The sequence below is a fragment of the Burkholderia sp. BCC1993 genome, assembly GCF_905339865.1.
Classification (GTDB): Bacteria; Pseudomonadota; Gammaproteobacteria; order Burkholderiales; family Burkholderiaceae; genus Burkholderia.
Map to the genome: position 1 here is coordinate 14362 of NZ_CAJPGZ010000029.1, position 17958 is coordinate 32319.

Genomic DNA, 17958 nt, shown 5'->3' on the forward strand with positions numbered 1-17958 from the left:
CCATGACGGTTGACTACGATCCATTCTCCGACGAAGCGATGCGCGATCCCACCGATTTGTATCGACGCATGCGAGCCGAAGGCGGGCCGCACTACATCGAGAAATACAACGCGTGGGCGCTGACCCGCTTTGACGATGTATGGAAGGCGAGCATCACTTACGAGAAGGCGTTGGACTATTCTCACGGCCAAACACCGGGACAGTTGCTTCTGGGAGAGCCCGCTCCGCCCACGTTCATGACGATGAACGTGCCCGTGCACCGAAAGTGGCGGGAACTGTTGCGCAACGACTATTCGATCGAAGGCGTCGAAGCACAACTCAACCGGCTCCGCGCTTTGGTTCGGGAAACGCTCGAACCGTTGCTCGAACGCGGCGAGATGGATGTCTACACGGATTTCGCCAAACGCGTGCTTTGCATCAATGCCGGCTATAACCTTGGGTTGCCGCGTGACGATGCCGAGAAATTTCGCGCGCTGATCGACGATATGCTGCACCGAGAACGCGGCCAGGTTGGCATGGTTTCGGCGCTCAACCAGGCGGCGGCGGGACAACTGTTCGGTTACCTGACCGAATATGTGGCGATGGCACGCTCCAACCCCGCCATCGCCGAGCGTCATCTGCGCCTCTTCCTGGAGGCGGAAGTCGAGGGACGCAAACTCGGTGACGATGAGGTGGCGGCCTATTTGTTCTCGCTGTTGGTGACGGGTTCCGAAACCACGCCGATGACCTTGGCCGGCACGGTGTATTACCTGGCGAAGCATCCCGAGCAAATGCGCGCGGTGCTGTCGGATCGTTCGCTGATCAAACAGGCTTTCCTGGAAACCGCGCGATTCGACCAGCCCACCAACATGCTGGCGCGACGCGCCCGCCAGGATTTCGAATTGAGTGGCCGCAAGATCATGGCTGGCCAGAATCTGCTGTTCATCTACGCGTCGGCCAATCGCGACGGCGAAGTGTTCGAGCGGCCGGACGAATTCGACATTTTTCGCAAGGCGCAGCGCAATCTCGTCTTCGGTGCCGGTGGACATTACTGCCTGGGCGCGAATCTGGCGGTGCTGATCGGCATGATGATGCTGCAGGAACTGTTCGACGCGATCGAGGATTCTGAACTCATCGACGAGGGCTGCGTGCGCGCCTATGGCGAGCACTTGTCCGGCTTCCTGCACGTGCCGATACGCTTTCAACGCCGGGCATCGCGAATTTCCGAACCGGGAGAGAGGCCATGAATATTCGCGGTCTGGGTTATGTGGGATTCGGTGCGCCCGATCCTCGGATTTGGCTGCAATTTACCACGGGTGTGCTCGGCTTGATGCCGGCACGCGCAGTCGCCGGCGAAGCGTGGGGGACACCCGCATCGCCCGGCTCGGGACCGGTGTCAGCGGGCACCGGCATAGCGCCCGACGGCTCGGTTTATCTCAAGGTGGACGACTGGCAATGGCGCATCGCGGCGCATCCGGCCGCCAAGCAGGGGCTGCTGTATTTCGGACTCGAACTCGATAGCCAGTCCGCGCTGGAGCGCGCGGTTGCCGAACTGCAAGCGGCGGGCATGAGTGCTGAGCTGGGTCACGCGGAACAGGCACGTGCACGCTCCGTTACCGGCATAGCCTACACCAGGGACCCCGCCGGTAACGCCATCGAGTTGTTTTATGGGCCGACCATTGATCGCAAATTCGAGTCACTGATGAAGGCGCGCTTTGTCTGCGGGCCCATGGGCCTGGGACATCTCAATCTGTTTGTCGATGAACTGGCCGCATGCCAGGAGTTTTATACGCGTGTACTGGGTTTCAAGCTGACCGACTACATGCGTTTCGGCCCGCGGATGTCGGCGAACTTCTATCACTGCAATGCGCGACATCACACCGTGGGACTGACGCGCGTCGGCGAGGTCAACGACCTGCACCATTTGATGCTGGAGATGGTCGATATCGACGATGTGGGCAAATGCCTTGAGCGCGCCCAGGCGATGGGTGTGCCAATCACCAGTACGCTCGGGCGGCATGTCAATGACGGCGTGTTGTCGTTCTATATGCGCAGCCCGCTGGGATTCGACGTCGAAATCGGTTGCGGCGGCGTGCGCATTGGCGCTGACTGGACCCCTTCTGAGTTCGTCGAGGGCGACGTGTGGGGCCACAAGGGTCTCGACCCGGAATCTATTCAGCAAGCCGCGAGCGGTCACTAGCGCGAGGAGCCACGCATGCCAGTCAAACTGAGAAAACCTGTTATCGAGGTCGGTATCGTAACCGACGACGGCGCCAGGACGCTGCGCTTCTACCGAGATTTGCTCGGCTTTCCGGTAGAGCGCGAAATCCCGTTTCCTGGCCTCGGCGTCATCACGCGGCTGCAAGTGGGCGACACGGCGCTGCGCGTGCTCACGCTGGAAAACCCTGCATCGGAGCATGCAAGCTCGCGCGGTTTCGCGAGCCAGACCGGCTTTCGCTACATCAATCTGACCGTGACCAACTTGCGCGAAATCGTCGATGAGGTGAGCGCTGCCGGATTTCCGGTTCCGACGCAACCGCGCGAAGTGCGTTCCGGCACGCTGGTGGCCCAGATCGAGGACGGTCAGGGCAACACCGTGGAATTGACGCAACATGGAGAGTCGTCGTGAATGCTGTGACGCTGGACGACAAATACTCGAAGACGGAAGGACGCGTATACCTGACCGGATCGCAGGCGCTGGTACGCCTGCCCTTGATGCAGCGTGCTCGTGATGTGGCCGCCGGACTCAACACTGCAGGGTTCATTTCCGGTTATCGCGGCTCGCCGTTGGGCATTTACGATCTGGCGTTATGGCAGGCCGAAAAATTCCTCAAAGCCAGCCATATCCGTTTCCAACCCGGCGTCAACGAGGATCTGGCGGCAACCGCCGTGTGGGGTTCGCAGCAGGCCAATCTGATCGGCAAGGCACGCTACGACGGTGTGTTCGCCCTGTGGTACGGCAAGGGGCCGGGCGTGGATCGGTCGGGGGATGCGATCAAGCACGGCAACTATGCGGGTTCGGCGCAGAACGGCGGTGTGCTGGTGCTGTGCGGCGACGACCACGGCGCCCGCTCGTCAACGGTCGCGCATCAAAGCGACCACGCGATGATTCATGCCGGGATTCCCGTACTGCATCCGAGCACCGTGCAGGAGTACCTGGACTACGGCCTGTACGGCATTGCGCTGTCACGTTACAGCGGCTGCTGGATCGGCTTCAAGTGCGTGACCGATACCGTCGAAGGTTCGGCGTCGGTTGTCGTGGACCCGATGCGGCTCGAGATCCGCCTGCCCGACGACTTCGATATGCCGCCAGGTGGCTTGAACATACGCCTGGGCACGTTGCCGTTGCAGAACGAAAAAATGTTGTTCGAGCAGCGCCATCTCGCCGCACAGGCGTTCGTGCGTGCCAACCATCTGGATGGCGTACGGCTCGGCAAGCGCGCGGGCAACCGTCTCGGCATCGTCACGACGGGAAAGTCCTACCTGGACGTTCTCGAAGCACTGCGCTGCCTTGACATCGATGACGAACGCGCAGAGGCACTCGGCATCGCAATCTACAAGGTGGCCATGGTGTGGCCGCTGGAGCCTATTCGGCTTGGCGAATTTGCGCAGGAATGTGAAGAGATTTTTGTCGTGGAGGAAAAGCGTCCGGTCATCGAAGATCAGATTGCACGCATCCTCTTCAATCTGCGGCAGCGGCCGCTGTTGGTGGGCAAGTCCGACGAAGCCGGCGCGCCGTTGCTGAGTGCGGTGGGCGAGCTCGATCCGGATCGTGTCATGCACGCAATTGCCGCCCGTTATCTGCGCCGGCACGACGAGCCGCGCTTGCGCGAACGGATGCAGGCGCTCGGCGCGGTGCGCCAATGGGCGGCCGGTTACGGTAGTGGCCAGGGACAGCTGATGCGCATGCCGAGTTTTTGCGCCGGCTGCCCGCACAATACGTCGACGCGCGTGCCGGATGGCTCCACGGCAATGGGCGGCATCGGGTGCCACGGCATGGCGGTGTGGCTGCCGCAGCGCAACACGATGACGCTCTACCAAATGGGCGGCGAGGGCGCAGCGTGGATCGGCCAGGCGCCGTTCGTCGACATGCCGCATATTTTCCAGAATCTGGGCGACGGCACCTATTTTCATTCAGGCCTGTTGGCGATTCGCGCCTGTGTGACGGCAAACGTCGACATCACCTACAAGATCCTGCTGAACGGCGCCATCGCGATGACGGGCGGCCAACCCATCGAGGGCGAGGTGTTCGACGGCGGAATGACCGCGCCCCGCGTGGCGGCGCAGTTGCATGCCGAGGGGGTGCGACGCATCGCGCTGGTCAGCGACGACCCGGACAAACATCAACGCGGCGAATTTCCCGCGCTTGTCAGCTTTCATCACCGCGATGAACTCGACGCCGTGCAGAAGGAACTGCGCACGTGGCCGGGCGTGTCCGCGCTTATCTACGATCAGGCGTGCGCAACTGAGCGTCGACGCCTGCGCAAACGCGGCAAGCTGGCCGAGGCCGCCGAACGCGTGTTCATCCATCCCGAGGTATGCGAGGGATGCGGCGATTGCGGTGTGCAATCTAACTGCATTGCGCTGGAACCGGAAGAGACCCCATTGGGGCGCAAGCGTCGCATCAACCATTCCGTATGCAACAAGGATTACTCGTGCGTCAAAGGGCTGTGCCCGAGTTTCGTGTCGGTCAGCGGCGGCCGCTTGCGCGCCCGGGCCGATACCCCGGACGAGCGCGAGGCGGCGATCGCCGCTGCTCTCCCGGAGCCGGCCATTTCCATCCTCGCTCGGACATTCAGCATTCTGATCGCAGGCATTGGCGGCAACGGCGTGGTGACCGTCGGGGCCTTGCTGGGAATGGCAGCGCATATCGAGGGCCGCTCCTGCACGGTGCTGGATATTTCCGGTTTGGCGCAGCGCAATGGCGCCGTCACCAGCCATGTGCGTTTTGCAGCGGACGGCTCATCGCAGGCGCAGAGCGATCACGCGGCGCGCATTCCCCAAGGGGCAGCCGACCTGGTGCTCGGGTGCGATCCGGTGGTGGCGAGCGGCGCGGAGAACTTGTCGAAGATGGCGGCCGATCGGACCGCCGTGGTGTTCAACCGCTTCGTCGCACCCACCAGCACGTTTGCATCCAATCCGGATCTCGATTTCAGCGATGCGCGCTTGGAACAAGTCGTGCGGAACGCTGCCGATGCCGAACGGGTGTTCGGCATCGACGCCACGACGGCTGCGATAAAGCTGCTGGGCAACGCAATTGGCGCGAATTTGTTTCTGGTTGGGTATGCGTGGCAGAAGGGCCTGATTCCGCTGCGACGCGAGAGCATTGACACCGCCATCGATCTGAACGGTGCCAGCATCGAGCTCAACCGCCGCGCCTTTGCGTTGGGCAGAATCGCGGCAGCAGATTCCGAGCGCATGCTGGCGTGGACAGCGCCGACGAATGCGCCACCGGCCGGCGCAATCGATGACCTGGATTCCGTGATCGCTGATCGCGTCGCGCGACTGCGCGGGTATCAGAACGTGGCGTACGCTGAGCGGTATCGCGCACTCGTGCAGAAAGTAGCGGAAGTGGAAAACCGGATTGTGAACGCCGAGCAGAGCCTGAGCAGGGCAGTCGCCAGCGCGTACGCCAAGCTGCTGAGTTACAAGGATGAATACGAAGTCGCACGCTTGTTCGCCAGCCAGGATTTCAGGAAATACCTGCACGACAATTTCGAAGGAGATTACAGCTTGCGTTTCAATCTCGCGCCGCCATTGCTGTCAACGCGCGATCGGAGCAGCGGACGCTTGCGCAAGAAAAAATTCGGACCCTGGATGCTGCCCGCAATGGGCGTGCTGAGCCGCTTCAAATTCCTGCGCGGCACACTCTTCGATATTTTCGGCTATTCCGGGCATCGCAGGCTGGAGCGCCAATTGATCGCCGATTATGAAACGCTGGTCGCGGTGCTGTTGCAGGAATTGACGCCGGCCAATCACGCGATCGCGGTGGCACTGGCGGCGTTGCCGGAAAAAATCCGCGGCTACGACGTGGTGAAAGAACGCAACGTCGAACTGGTTCGCGCGCAACAGCACGATTTGCTCGAACAATTTCGTCACGCCGGCAGAGCAGCAGCGCGCGCTGTCGAGCCGGCACTCCGTCAAATCTAAATCGGGAATGGATATGCGTTACAAATTATTCGGTCGTTCAGGGTTGCGCGTTTCGGAACTGTGCCTCGGTACGATGACGTTCGGCGCCGATTGGGGATGGGGTGCCGACGATGCCGAGAGTCGCGCGATGTTCGATGCGTTTGCCAATGCTGGCGGGAATTTCATCGACACGGCCAATGTTTATACCGGCGGTTCCAGCGAACGTCTGGTGGGCGATTGCATCAAGGCGGACCGCGATCATTTCGTCGTGGCGACCAAATATACCCCGTCGGTGGCGGGTGATCTGGTCAAGGCCGGCAACAGCCGGAAAAACATGCTGCGCAGTGTCGAAGAAAGCTTGCGGCGGCTCGGCACCGATCATATCGATCTCTATTACCTGCATTTCTGGGACGACACCACGCCGCTTGATGAAATCATGCGTGGCCTGGACGATCTGGTGCGAGCCGGCAAGGTGACCTACATCGCCTTCTCCGATACACCCGCGTGGCGGATCGGGCGCGCCTGTCTGCTCGCGGATCTGCGCGGCTGGTCGCCGCTGATCGGCATACAAGTGGAATACAGCCTGCTCGAGCGCACCGCCGAACGCGAGCTGCTGCCGATGGCGCGCGAACTCGATCTCGGTGTCACCGCCTGGTCGCCGTTGGCGCAGGGCGTGCTGACCGGCAAATTCATCGGCGCGGCGAACGCCAGCCATTCGCGTCAGCCCGCTGCAACGATCCCGGAAAGCAGTCAGAACGTCGCGCGCCTGGTGGTCGAAATTGCCCGTGAGGCAAGCTGCACCCCCGGTCAGGCTGCGCTGGCGGCACTGCGCCAGCTTGCGCCGCTTGCGTCGTTCATGCCGATCCTCGGTGCGCGCTCCGTGGACCAATTGCGGGAGAACCTTGCCTGTCTGGAGGTTCGCCTGACACCGGAACAACTGGAGCGCCTCGATGCAGCGACGGCCATTGCGCCGGGGTTTCCGCATGCATTGCTTGCTGCGGAATCGACACGCAGTTTCGCGACCGGCGGCAGCACCGATTCTCTCGACAACCACCGGCAGCGCGCTTGTCACGCGCCGGTACTGTGACGGCCGAGACGGAGAGCGAGATGGACCTCGAGTTTTCCGAAGAACAGGAGCTGTTGCGCACTACCGTGCGCAGAGTGTGCGAAACACATAGTCCGCTTGGTGCGGTGCGGATGATGGAGCGTGACGAACGTGGTTACCTGGCGCCATTGTGGCAAGTGCTAGCGGAAGTCGGCCTGCTCGGCCTGCGAGTGCCGTCGGCATACGGCGGCGTCGAGCTTGGCCTGCTCGAAGCGGTGGTCAGCTATGAAGAGCTGGGCCGTGCGCTGGCGCCCAGTCCGCATTTTGAAAGCGCGATTCTGGCGGCCGGCCTGCTGGCCGGCGCCGGTACCGAAGCGCAGCGCCAGGCATGGCTGCCGCGCATTGCAGACGGCTCCGCGATTATCGTGCCGGCCTGGCAGGAGCGTGACGTTTCCGCCAATATCGCCGCGCTCACCATGCGCGCACGGCAAGAATCCGACGGTATTTTCTTGAGCGGTAACAAGGTGCTGGTGCCCTTTGCCAATACCGCGCAACGTCTTCTGGTACTGGCTTCGCACCCGACTATCCCGGATCGTCATATTGCCGCGCTAGTCGATCCGGCCGCTGCCGGCGCGTTGTTACACAAGCAAGCGAACCACGCGGATGCGACGGTGTTTGCGGTGTTGTTCGACGCCGTGCGCGTCTCCGTCGACGATTGCCTCGGCTGGGACGATGGCATCGATGCGGTCTGGGAGCGCATGTTCCTCGAAGGACAGATCGCGTTGGCAGCGCAAGCCATTGGCGGTGCCGAACGCATGCTGCAGATGACCACCGAATACGCGAAGGTGCGCACGCAATTCGGACGCCCGATCGGTGGTTTCCAGGCAATTGCGCATTACCTCGCCGATCGTGCCACGGAAATCGAAGGTGCCAAGGTCCTGGTCTATCAGGCTGCGTGGGCAGCCGATACGGGGCTGCCCTGCGAGCGTCTGGCGCTTATGGCCAGACTCAAGGCCTGCGCCACCTTTCGCCGTATGACGGCCGTCGGCACGCAGATTCACGGTGGCATTGGCTTCACCAGCGAAGCCGATCTGCAGCTGTATTTTCGCCGCGCGAAACAACAGCAACTCATGTACGGCGATTCGGCATGGCTGGAAACCCGCATCGCAAATTGTATTTTCAATGGCGATTTGCCGTCAGTGGATTGATCCACATTCAATCGGGGGAGCATCCGTCATGGGACTGTTGGCAGGTAAAACGGCGGTAGTGACCGGTGCCGGGCGCGGCATCGGCCGTGGACACGCATTGCATCTGGCCGCCAGCGGCGCGCAAGTGGTCGTCAACGATATCGACGAGACGGCCTCATCCGACGTGGTTGCCGAAATCGAGAAAAACGGTGGCCAGGCAGTGGTGTCGACCCATAGTATCGCAAGCCGCGACGGCGCCGCGGCACTCATTCAGTTCGCCGTCGATCGCTTCGGCGGTATCGATATCCTGGTCAATAACGCCGGCAATCTGCGCGACCGCACCTTTCTGAAGATGACCGACGACGAGTTCGATTCGGTGTGGCTGGTGCACGTCAAGGGCACGTTCTGGTGCGCCCAGGTGGCTGTGAAGCATATGGTCGAGCAGGGGCGCGGCGGCGTGATCATCAACACCACGTCGGGAGGGCACTTCGGCAGCTTCGGGCAAACCAATTACGCGGCCGCGAAGGGCGCCATCGCCTCGATGACCTATACCTGGGCGATCGAGTTGGCAAAGCATGGTATTCGCGTCAACGCCATCGGCCCGCTGGGGAGCACGCGCATGTCGGCCACCTATCGCGATTCGGCCGGCAACAAGGGCATTGAATTCGATCCCGCGCTGAACGGCCCGATGGTGGTGTATCTGGCCTCGGATGAGGCGGACTTCGTGTCAGGGCAGATCTTCGGCACCGGCGGAGAACGTCTTGCGCACATGGTGCAACCGCATTACGGCAAGACGCTGGTCCAGCCCGGAGGCTGGAATCTCGAATCTATCCGCGAGCATTTCCGTGTACAGATGCAGGGCGAATTCGGCCCGTTCGGCATTCTCGGCAAGCCTTATCCGTTCCATGACGGCGTGAAACTGGCGGCGGCCAATGCCGCGCAGGAGGGTTCGAAATGAGCGCCATCGCCGCATACGGTTGTTATGTGCCGCGCCGTCGCGTGCCGCTACCCGTGTTTTCCGGACGATCAGCCAAGGACAACGATCCCGAGCGCGCAGTGGCGTGGGCCGACGAAGACAGTATCACCATGGCGGTGGCGGCGGCGTCCGACTGCTTGCGGGAGCGTGAACGCGGCCGCATCGATCTGCTGATCTTCGCCACGACCACGTACGCGTTCGCAGAAAAGCAGGGCGCCGTGATCATCGCGCGCGCGCTGAATCTCGGGCGCGAGGTGCGAACCATCGATATCGCCCATTCCCTGCGCGGCGGCACTCAGGCGCTGCGCGCAGCGCTCGATGCCGTGCAGGCGGGCAGTGCGCGCGAAGCGCTGGTCGTCGTGGTCGACTGCCGGCTGGGCGCGCCCGGTTCGGAATTGGAGCGCAATGGAGGCGACGCCGCAGCAGCATTCCTGGTCGCTGCGCAGGGCGGCATACGGGTGCTGGGCGATGCGCAATGCGGGGCCGAGTTGCTAGACGTGTGGCGGCGCGCCGGGGACCGTTTCACGCACAGTTGGGAAGAGCGCTTTGTCGTGCAGCACGGTTATCTCGAACACGCCAAGGCCGCCTCGGAGAATCTGCGCGAACGTTTTGCCGATCATGCGCCCGCTTCCTGGCAGTGGGTATTGAGCGCGCCCGACGCACGCAGCCACGCGACTTTGAGCGCGCAATTAGACCTAGAGCGGCATTCGGTACAAACGCCTTTGTTCGGTCGCGTCGGCCATTGCGGCGCAGCGGATGCGCTGCTGCAATTGACGGGCGTGCTGGCGAGCGCAACGGCAGGGCAGCACATCGTTGTAGTCAATCATGGCGATGGCGCGGAGGCGCTCCTGTTTCTCGTAGAACAGCCGCCGCAGCACGATCCGCTGGCGGCCGCATTGGCGCAGCGCAGCGTGGTGCGCTCGCTCGATGCCTATCGGCGGGCGCGCGATTTCGGAAGCAGCGAATACCCGCCAATGGATGATCAGGGTGTGTCGGCCACGGTGCATTTTCGCGAGCGTGACGAGAATCTCGGCCTGACCGGACAGCGCTGCGCGTGCGGGGCGCCGCAGTTCCCACGGGGGCGTGTGTGCTATCGCTGCGGCGCCAAGGACAAGTGGCAGGCCGAAAGTTTTGCGCAACGCGAAGGCAGATTGCTCACCTACACCCTCGATGCGTTTTTTCCCACGCCGGAACCGCCCACGGCAGTGGGCATCGTTCAGGTGGATGAGGGCCCGCGCATCCACCTGCAGATTGCCGACGTGGCCGTTGGGGAAATCGCATCGAATATGGCCGTCCGGTTCGTATTCCGCTGCATTCATCGGGTCGGGTTACGTCCGAATTATTTCTGGAAAGCCGTACCGTGTGCCACCGCGAGCGCAACGGAGGTGACGACATGAGTTTGCGTGACAAGGTTGCCGTGGTCGGGGTCGGTTGCTGCCAGTTTGGCGAGAACTGGACACAGAGCGCCGAGGACATGATCGTCGATGCGGTCTTCGAGGCTTACGCCGACGCCGGCATCGACGCGCCGCATCGACAGATCGACGCGATTTATTGCGGCTCGCTGTATTCACCCACCGGCCCGGTGGACGTTTCGGAGGCATTGAAACTCTACAAGCCACTCACCGCGGTATACAACTATTGCGCGACCGGCACCGAGGCATTCCGCGCCGGCTGCATGGCGATCGCCGCCGGCGTTTACGACACCGTGTTGGTGGTCGGTTACGACAAACCGAAGGATCGCGGCGTTTCCGGGCCATCGGTCAGCATTCGCGGTGTGCGCGATCTGCCCGCGACACCGGCCGGCTGGTTCGCCCTGTGCGCCGTGCCGTACTTCGAGCGCTTCGGGGTTGGCCGGGAGCACCTGGCGAAAATTGCGGTGAAGAATCACGCGAACGGCTGCCTCGCGCCGAAATCGTTCCTCAAGAAGACAATCACCGTAGACGATGCGCTGAACGCGCGTTTGATTTCCTGGCCGTTCGGCTTGTACGACTGTGCCGCGCAGACCGACGGCGCGGCGGCCGTGGTCATCACGCGGCGCGAGCGCGCCCGCCAGTACCGCGACGATGCGGTCGTGGTCAAGGCGGTGGCGTCGGGTTGTGCACCCAATCCCCATACCGATCCCGATCACGACTTTCTGCGCTGGAAAGCGACAGAGAATGCGGCGCGCGAAGCCTACCGCATGGCGGGCATCGACGATCCATTCCGCCAGATCCACGTGGCGCAACTGCACGACTGTTTCACCCTGACGGAATTGCTGAGTTACGAAGATCTCGGTTTCTGCGCGAAGGGCGCGGCGAAGGAGCATATCGACGCGGGCACCTTCACGCTGGCCGGCGAGTTGCCGGTCAATACCGATGGCGGTTTGAAGTCCTTCGGCCATCCCACCGGCGCTACCGGTGTGCGCATGATCGTGGAAAACGTGCTTCAGCTGCAAGGTCGCGCGGGCCCACGTCAGGTCAAAGACGCGACGATGGCGCTGAGCCACAACATCGGCGGCTATCCGACCGGTTGCGCGGTCGCCATTCTCGGGTGCGAATGACATGTCCTTCACCACGCTGAGTTACGAAGTCCGGAACCAGGTCGCGCTGATCACGCTGGAGCGCCCGGCGCAACGCAATGCGGTCAACAGCGCAATGAGCCGCGAGCTGCCGAAGTTGTGGCGGCATTTCGCGGCTGACGACAGCGCGCTGTTGGCGATTGTCACGGGGCGCGGCGACAAGGCCTTCTGCACGGGGGCTGACCTCGGCGACTTGCCGGAGACCGACGGTGACGGAAATGACGGCACGCTGCAATCGATCCGTTGGACCTCCTTGCAGAACAAAGTGTGGAAGCCGGTGATCGCGGCGATCAACGGTTACGCGGTGGGGGGCGGTCTGCATTTCGTGGCGGACTCGGATATCGTGCTGGCGGCCGAAAGTGCGACCTTTTTCGATACGCATGTTGCGGTGGGCTTGGTGGCCGGCCTCGAACCGGTATCGCTATGCCGGCGCATGCCGATCGGCGCGGTGCTGCGCATGGCGTTGACGGGCGGCAACGAACGGATGAGTGCGCGCGCTGCGTTGTCCGTGGGGCTGGTCGACGAAGTGGTTCCCGACGCATCGCTGCTCGAGCGTGCCTTTGCGCTGGCGGACAACATCAAAACGCATTCGCCGGCCGCGCTGGCACGCACCAAGCAAGCCATATGGCAGGCGCAGGAACTTGGCTTGCACGCCGGTCTTGAAAATGCCTGGAGGCTGATCATGGCGCACAACGCTCACCCGGATTTCATGGAAGGCGGCACGGCGTTCTTGCAGAGGCGCCCGCCGCAGTGGCAGCCTTATTCGGCGCTGGGCGGCAACAACGAGGGGTGTGTCGAATCATGAAATACGGCACGGTTGTTATCGAACGCGCCGGTAGCGCGGCGCTGCTGCGGCTCAATCGTCCCGGCCGCCTGAATGCGTACACCCCAGAGATGGGCGAGGACCTGGTTGCTGCGTTTCGGCAAACGGCCGCGGACGATACGGTACGCGCAGTCATTCTCACCGGCTCCGGCCGCGCATTCTGTGCCGGCGCGGATCGTGACTGCTTTAACGGCAATCGTGGCGCCTCCGGCCTGTTGCTTGGTGAAGAGATCTTTGTGCGCGACTTCGCGTGCGAGCTGGCCGCGCACCCGAAGCTCACCATTGCCGCCTTCAACGGCCCCGCCGTGGGCATCGGCGTCACGATGACCCTGGCGATGGATCTGCGCATCGCGGCGACGGATGCGTTGTTGAAGGTCAATTTTGCGGAACTGGGCATTCTGCCGGGACTGGGCGCCTCGCATATGCTGCCGCATTTGCTTGGCCTGGCGCGGGCCAAACAGCTGCTGCTGTGCGATCGTGAGATCAGCGCGCAGGAGGCGTTGCAGATCGGGCTGGTCGAGCGGATCGCGCCAGCCGACGAGTTGATGGAGTGTGCACAACAATGGGTCGAACGCTTCGCGGCGTGCCCGCCCGACGCGACTGCCGCCATCAAGCAACTGCTGCAGAGTGGAGTCGGGCAGAGTTTCGACGAGGCCGTGCGCAATGAGCAGGCGCAGGCGGCCGTGCTCAACCAGCGCTCGCGAGGTTGATCGTGCAGGAAATCCGCTTTGACGATTTTGATGCATTGCGTGCGTTTGCCCGTGACGATTTTGGTCCCTGGGGGCCGCCGCTGGTGATCGACCAGGAAAAGATCGATCGATTCGCCGAGCTCACCGGCGACCGGCAGTGGATCCATGTCGATGTCGAACGCGCGCGCAGCGCGGGTCCGTACGGCGGCACCATCGCACATGGGTTCCTGACGCTCAGTTTGCTGCCCGCCCTTGAGCCGCTCAATCATGTGCGTATCGTCGGCCATAAGGTGGCGATCAATATGGGGGCCAAGAGATTGCTTTTTTTGGCGCCGGTGCCCGCCGGCAACGTACTGCAAGCGCGAGCGCGACTGCTGGATGTCGAGCCGCACGCCAAGGGTACGCTGCTCACTTTCGAATTTGCGGTGCATGTACTTGGTCAGCAAAAGCCCGTACTGCTCTACAAATCACAGGTGTTATATCGGAGCTGAACGCGATGTTCAAGGACGCGACCGCGATTGTCGGCATCGGTCAGACCCGTTTCGCCAAAGGGCTTGCGGACACTGAACTCGAGCTCGCTTGCCAGGCGGTAGAGGCCGCGCTCGCCGACTCCGGCATTGCCGCGCATGAAGTGGATGCCCTTGGCAGCTACACGATGGAGGACACGCCGGAATTCGAACTGGCGCGGCAGATGGGATTCGGACCGCTGCATTTTTTCTCCCGCGTGCATTATGGCGGTGGTGCCGGGCCTGGCGCCGTGGGGCAGGTGGCGCTGGCAATCGCAGCGGGCGTGGCGCGTGTCGGCGTCGTGTGGCGTTCGCGCAAGCGCGCCGATCCGTCCTCCCGCGTATGGGCGAACACGGCCGCGACCGTGAGCGACCACTGGAAATGGTCGCGGCCTTCGGGATTGCTGCGGCCGGTCGATGAAGTGGCGCTGTTGGCGCAGCGGTATTTTCATGAACACGGCGATGCGCGCGACGCGCTTGCGGAAATCGCGATGCAGCAGCGCCGCTATGCCAACGTCAATTCCGCGGCATGCATGCGCGACAAACCGTTGAGTCGGGACGATTATTTCCGTGCGCGCATGATCGCCGATCCGCTGTGCCTGTTTGACAATTGCCTGGAGAGCGACGGTGCCGTGGCTCTGGTCATCACCGGCGCGCAACGCGCGGCGGATTGCCGGGAGAAGCCCGCATTGATTCACGCGTTTTCCCAGGGGCTGGCGCCGGGCCACCAGTTGATGACCGACTACCATCGTGACGACCCGTTCGATAGCTGTTCGGCCACGACTGCCGCGAATCTCTGGCGCCAATCCGACTTCGGCCCGATGGATGTGGACGTTGCGCAAATCTACGATGCATTTTCACCGCTCGTCTTGTTCTCACTGGAGTCCTACGGGTTTTGCAAGCGTGGCGCCGGCGCCGATTTCGTGCGCGCCGGCCAATTGGGCCCGCGAGGCCAACTGCCGACCAACACATCCGGCGGCAGTTTGTCGGAAGCCTATATTCACGGCATGAACCTGATCGCCGAGGGGGTCAGGCAATTGCGCGGACAGGCGTCGACGCAAATCGCAGACGCACGCATCTGCCTGGTCACCGGTTGCGACAGCACGCCAAACGGCGCGCTGCTGCTGAGGAGCGCGCCATGATTCCGGGCATTCCGTTGCCTGCCAGCGCTGATCCTCTGGAGCAGCCCTTCTGGCGCGGCCTGGCAGCAGGAGAGCTGCGCGTGCAGCATTGCGCCGCGTGTGCGCGCTGGTATTTCCCTCCGGTGCGGCGCTGCACTCACTGTCCGTGCGACAACTTGACATGGACGAAGGTGTCGGGTCGCGGGCGCATCTGGTCCTTTACGCAAGTACATCCGCCGTTACTGGCGGCGTTTGCCCCGTATGCACCTTTTCCCGTGGTGCTGGTGGCGCTCGAAGAGTCGCCGGTACTGCGGCTGGTCGGCAATCTCGTGCGGGCGCCAGGCGATGACATTAACCGGGTTGCCTTCGAACAAATCCGCGTCGGGCAGCTTGTCGAGGCGTTGTTCGAGCCTTTGGCAGAAGGCGTGTTCTGGCCGCGCTGGCGGCTCGTCGAACTTTGATCACGGACCATGGGCGGGAATGACTTTTTGGAAGCAGCGGCGATGACCACGCCTTCGTGGACGAGAGCTATTCCGCGATTCTGGCAAAAGCTGCGAAAACGTCGTGGACCTGGTTGCTCGCGGAGGCGGGACACGAGCGGAAGGGACGTGGCCGCTCCGATGCCGGAAGTTGCCCCGGTGACCGCAATCGTCCTCATCGGCTCATTCATCCTTCGTGGCCCTTGCTCACTTATGCGTGATTGGTCGAGGTCGGTAACATCACCGAACATGCTTGCCCGACATCAAGCACACTCGCAACTCTGCCAGCGCCGACCCAAAGCGCGCAGCAGGTAGCGAGATCGACGATCTCCGGGTCTTCAAATTGAGTGCGCAGGGGGCCGACGATAAGATCGCCCATGCGGACCGCAGCAATCGCGGGGACGGGGGGCAGCACCATGGCTGAAGTACCGACAGAGCGACTCTCGTCGCCCGGACTGTCGAACTGAGGTTGATCCGCCGGACATGCGAGCTGGTTTCGATACCGCGCTGGCCCGTATGATCAAGGCGTTCGGCGCCGCGCATTCGCACCACGCGTACTTGTTCACCAATCGCAGCGCCAGCCGCATGAAGGTGCGGGTTCACGACGGCATTGGCATCAGGCTTGCCGCCCGCCGATTGAATCAGGGGCAGTTTGCGTGGCCGAGCAGCAGCGAGCCCCAAACAGTACGCGCTCACGCACGAACAACTGGCGGGCCTGGTTATTGGCCCGCAGTGGCAACATATTGGCGAAGGCGGCGTAATCCGTGTCGGAGAGGTTCATGACGGCAATCGGTGAGCGTGCCCTCTCGTGCCGATGAGGGGTACGGCACAATTTGCGTGGCAGGCGGTAACGGTGGTTGGCGCCGAGTTGCCGGCTGAAACCAATATCAAATTCCTTTGTTCGGACATCGAGCGGGCTGGTCGGGTGGCAATGCGTGGTTTCTAAGTGAAAGGGACGCATCAAGATGCGTCGCATGACGGGCCGTTGGCGGGTCTTGCATCCGATTTGACGGTCGATGCCGTCGCCGATCGCCTGTTTTGCCTCGCCGAACCCTAAATCGCTGTAAACTCACGCTTTTGCCGCCACGCCCCCACATTCCAGATGTCCCAATCCCCCAAAGTAGGGTTCGTATCCCTCGGGTGCCCGAAAGCCCTCGTCGACTCCGAACAAATCATCACGCAGCTGCGTGCCGAAGGTTATGAAATCTCCGGCACCTACGACGGCGCCGACCTCGTCGTCGTGAACACCTGCGGCTTCATCGACGAAGCCGTGCAGGAAAGCCTCGACGCGATCGGCGAAGCGCTGACCGAGAACGGCAAGGTGATCGTCACCGGCTGTCTCGGCGCGAAGTCGAGCGCGAGCGGCTCGAACCTGATCGAGGAAGTCCACCCGAAGGTGCTCGCCGTCACCGGCCCGCACGCGGTGGGCGAAGTGATGCAGGCCGTGCATTCGCACCTGCCGAAGCCGCACGATCCGTTCGTCGACCTCGTGCCGGCGGCCGGCATCAAGCTCACGCCACGTCACTACGCATACCTGAAGATTTCCGAAGGCTGCAACCACCGCTGCACGTTCTGCATCATCCCGTCGATGCGCGGCGACCTCGTGTCGCGTCCGGTCGCCGAAGTGATGCTGGAAGCCGAGAACCTGTTCAAGTCCGGCGTGAAGGAACTGCTCGTGATCTCGCAGGACACGAGCGCGTACGGCGTCGACGTGAAGTACCGCACCGGCTTCTGGAACGGCAAGCCGATCAAGACGCGCATGACCGACCTGGTCGCCGCGCTCGGCGAACTCGCTGCACAGTACGGCGCGTGGGTGCGCCTGCACTACGTGTACCCGTACCCGAGCGTCGACGAAGTGATTCCGCTGATGGCCGAAGGTCCGTTCAAGGGCCACGTGCTGCCGTATCTCGACGTGCCGTTCCAGCACGCGCATCCGGACGTGCTGAAGCGCATGAAGCGCCCGGCGAACGCCGAGAAGGTGCTCGAGCGCGTGCAGAAGTGGCGCGAGATCTGCCCGGACCTGACGATCCGCAGCACGTTCATCGCCGGCTTCCCCGGCGAGACGGAAGAACAGTTCGAAACGCTGCTCGACTTCATCCGCGAGGCGGAGCTCGATCGCGTCGGCTGCTTTGCGTATTCGCCGGTCGAAGGCGCGACCGCGAACGAACTTGACGGCGCGCTGCCGGACGAGGTGCGCGAAGAACGCCGCGCGCGCTTCATGGAAGTCGCCGAGGAAGTGTCGGCGCAGCGCATCCAGCGCAAGGTCGGCAAGACCCTCAAGGTGCTGATCGACGAAGTCGGCGAAGAAGGCGGCATCGGCCGCACGGCAGCCGATGCGCCGGAGATCGACGGCGTCGTCTATGTCGAGCCGGCGACCAAGGCGTCGAAGCGCTACAAGGTCGGCGATTTCGTATCGGTGAAGATCACGGGCGCGGACGGCCACGACCTGTGGGGCGAGGTTTAAGCG

The 17958-nt window shown here is 62.8% G+C and carries 16 protein-coding genes; all 16 read left to right on the forward strand.

What is annotated here, in order from left to right; translation table 11 throughout:
• Positions 1-2: 2 nt before the first annotated feature.
• Positions 3-1226: a cytochrome P450 gene (locus tag U4Y91_RS34550; protein ID WP_321808835.1), complete on the forward strand. Its 1224-nt coding sequence runs from the start codon at positions 3-5 to the stop codon at positions 1224-1226.
• Positions 1223-2179 (forward strand): VOC family protein, encoded by a 957-nt coding sequence (locus U4Y91_RS34555; RefSeq protein ID WP_321808836.1) that lies wholly within the window; start codon positions 1223-1225, stop codon positions 2177-2179. The genes U4Y91_RS34550 and U4Y91_RS34555 overlap by 4 nt, the downstream gene beginning before the upstream one ends.
• Before the next feature lie 15 nt (positions 2180-2194).
• The gene (locus U4Y91_RS34560; RefSeq protein ID WP_321808837.1) at positions 2195-2608 is read left to right on the forward strand and encodes a VOC family protein; all 414 of its coding nucleotides are present in this window, start codon (positions 2195-2197) and stop codon (positions 2606-2608) included.
• Entirely contained in the window at positions 2605-6129 is a 3525-nt protein-coding gene (locus tag U4Y91_RS34565) for an indolepyruvate ferredoxin oxidoreductase family protein (protein WP_321808838.1), read from the forward strand. The genes U4Y91_RS34560 and U4Y91_RS34565 overlap by 4 nt, the downstream gene beginning before the upstream one ends.
• 13 nt (positions 6130-6142) lie before the next feature.
• The gene (locus tag U4Y91_RS34570) at positions 6143-7195 is read left to right on the forward strand and encodes an aldo/keto reductase (protein ID WP_321808839.1); all 1053 of its coding nucleotides are present in this window, start codon (positions 6143-6145) and stop codon (positions 7193-7195) included.
• 20 nt (positions 7196-7215) lie between these two features.
• Entirely contained in the window at positions 7216-8361 is a 1146-nt protein-coding gene (locus tag U4Y91_RS34575; protein ID WP_321808840.1) for an acyl-CoA dehydrogenase family protein, read from the forward strand.
• A 28-nt stretch (positions 8362-8389) separates the two neighbouring features.
• Positions 8390-9298: an SDR family NAD(P)-dependent oxidoreductase gene (locus tag U4Y91_RS34580; RefSeq protein ID WP_321808841.1), complete on the forward strand. Its 909-nt coding sequence runs from the start codon at positions 8390-8392 to the stop codon at positions 9296-9298.
• Entirely contained in the window at positions 9295-10713 is a 1419-nt protein-coding gene (locus tag U4Y91_RS34585) for an OB-fold domain-containing protein (protein ID WP_321808842.1), read from the forward strand. Before U4Y91_RS34580 ends, U4Y91_RS34585 begins: the two co-directional genes overlap by 4 nt.
• Complete coding sequence (locus U4Y91_RS34590) at positions 10710-11855, forward strand: acetyl-CoA acetyltransferase (protein WP_321808843.1); 1146 nt, start codon at positions 10710-10712, stop codon at positions 11853-11855. Before U4Y91_RS34585 ends, U4Y91_RS34590 begins: the two co-directional genes overlap by 4 nt.
• A 1-nt stretch (position 11856) precedes the next feature.
• The gene (locus U4Y91_RS34595) at positions 11857-12678 is read left to right on the forward strand and encodes an enoyl-CoA hydratase/isomerase family protein (protein ID WP_321808844.1); all 822 of its coding nucleotides are present in this window, start codon (positions 11857-11859) and stop codon (positions 12676-12678) included.
• On the forward strand, positions 12675-13406 hold the full coding sequence (locus tag U4Y91_RS34600) for an enoyl-CoA hydratase/isomerase family protein (RefSeq protein WP_321808845.1): 732 nt from the start codon (positions 12675-12677) through the stop codon (positions 13404-13406). Before U4Y91_RS34595 ends, U4Y91_RS34600 begins: the two co-directional genes overlap by 4 nt.
• Before the next feature lie 2 nt (positions 13407-13408).
• A complete protein-coding gene (locus tag U4Y91_RS34605; protein WP_321808846.1) occupies positions 13409-13876 on the forward strand; it encodes a MaoC family dehydratase in 468 nt (155 codons plus the stop codon).
• Positions 13877-13881: 5 nt separating this feature from the next.
• Positions 13882-15033 carry a thiolase C-terminal domain-containing protein gene (locus U4Y91_RS34610; protein WP_321808847.1) on the forward strand — a complete coding sequence of 384 codons (1152 nt, stop codon included), beginning with the start codon at positions 13882-13884 and terminating at the stop codon, positions 15031-15033.
• Positions 15030-15473 carry a Zn-ribbon domain-containing OB-fold protein gene (locus tag U4Y91_RS34615; RefSeq protein ID WP_321808848.1) on the forward strand — a complete coding sequence of 148 codons (444 nt, stop codon included), beginning with the start codon at positions 15030-15032 and terminating at the stop codon, positions 15471-15473. The genes U4Y91_RS34610 and U4Y91_RS34615 overlap by 4 nt, the downstream gene beginning before the upstream one ends.
• A 534-nt stretch (positions 15474-16007) precedes the next feature.
• Entirely contained in the window at positions 16008-16274 is a 267-nt protein-coding gene (gene tnpB / locus U4Y91_RS36850) for an IS66 family insertion sequence element accessory protein TnpB (protein ID WP_415750528.1), read from the forward strand.
• A gap of 319 nt (positions 16275-16593) precedes the next feature.
• Positions 16594-17955: a 30S ribosomal protein S12 methylthiotransferase RimO gene (rimO, locus tag U4Y91_RS34625; RefSeq protein ID WP_321808850.1), complete on the forward strand. Its 1362-nt coding sequence runs from the start codon at positions 16594-16596 to the stop codon at positions 17953-17955.
• Positions 17956-17958: the final 3 nt, after the last annotated feature.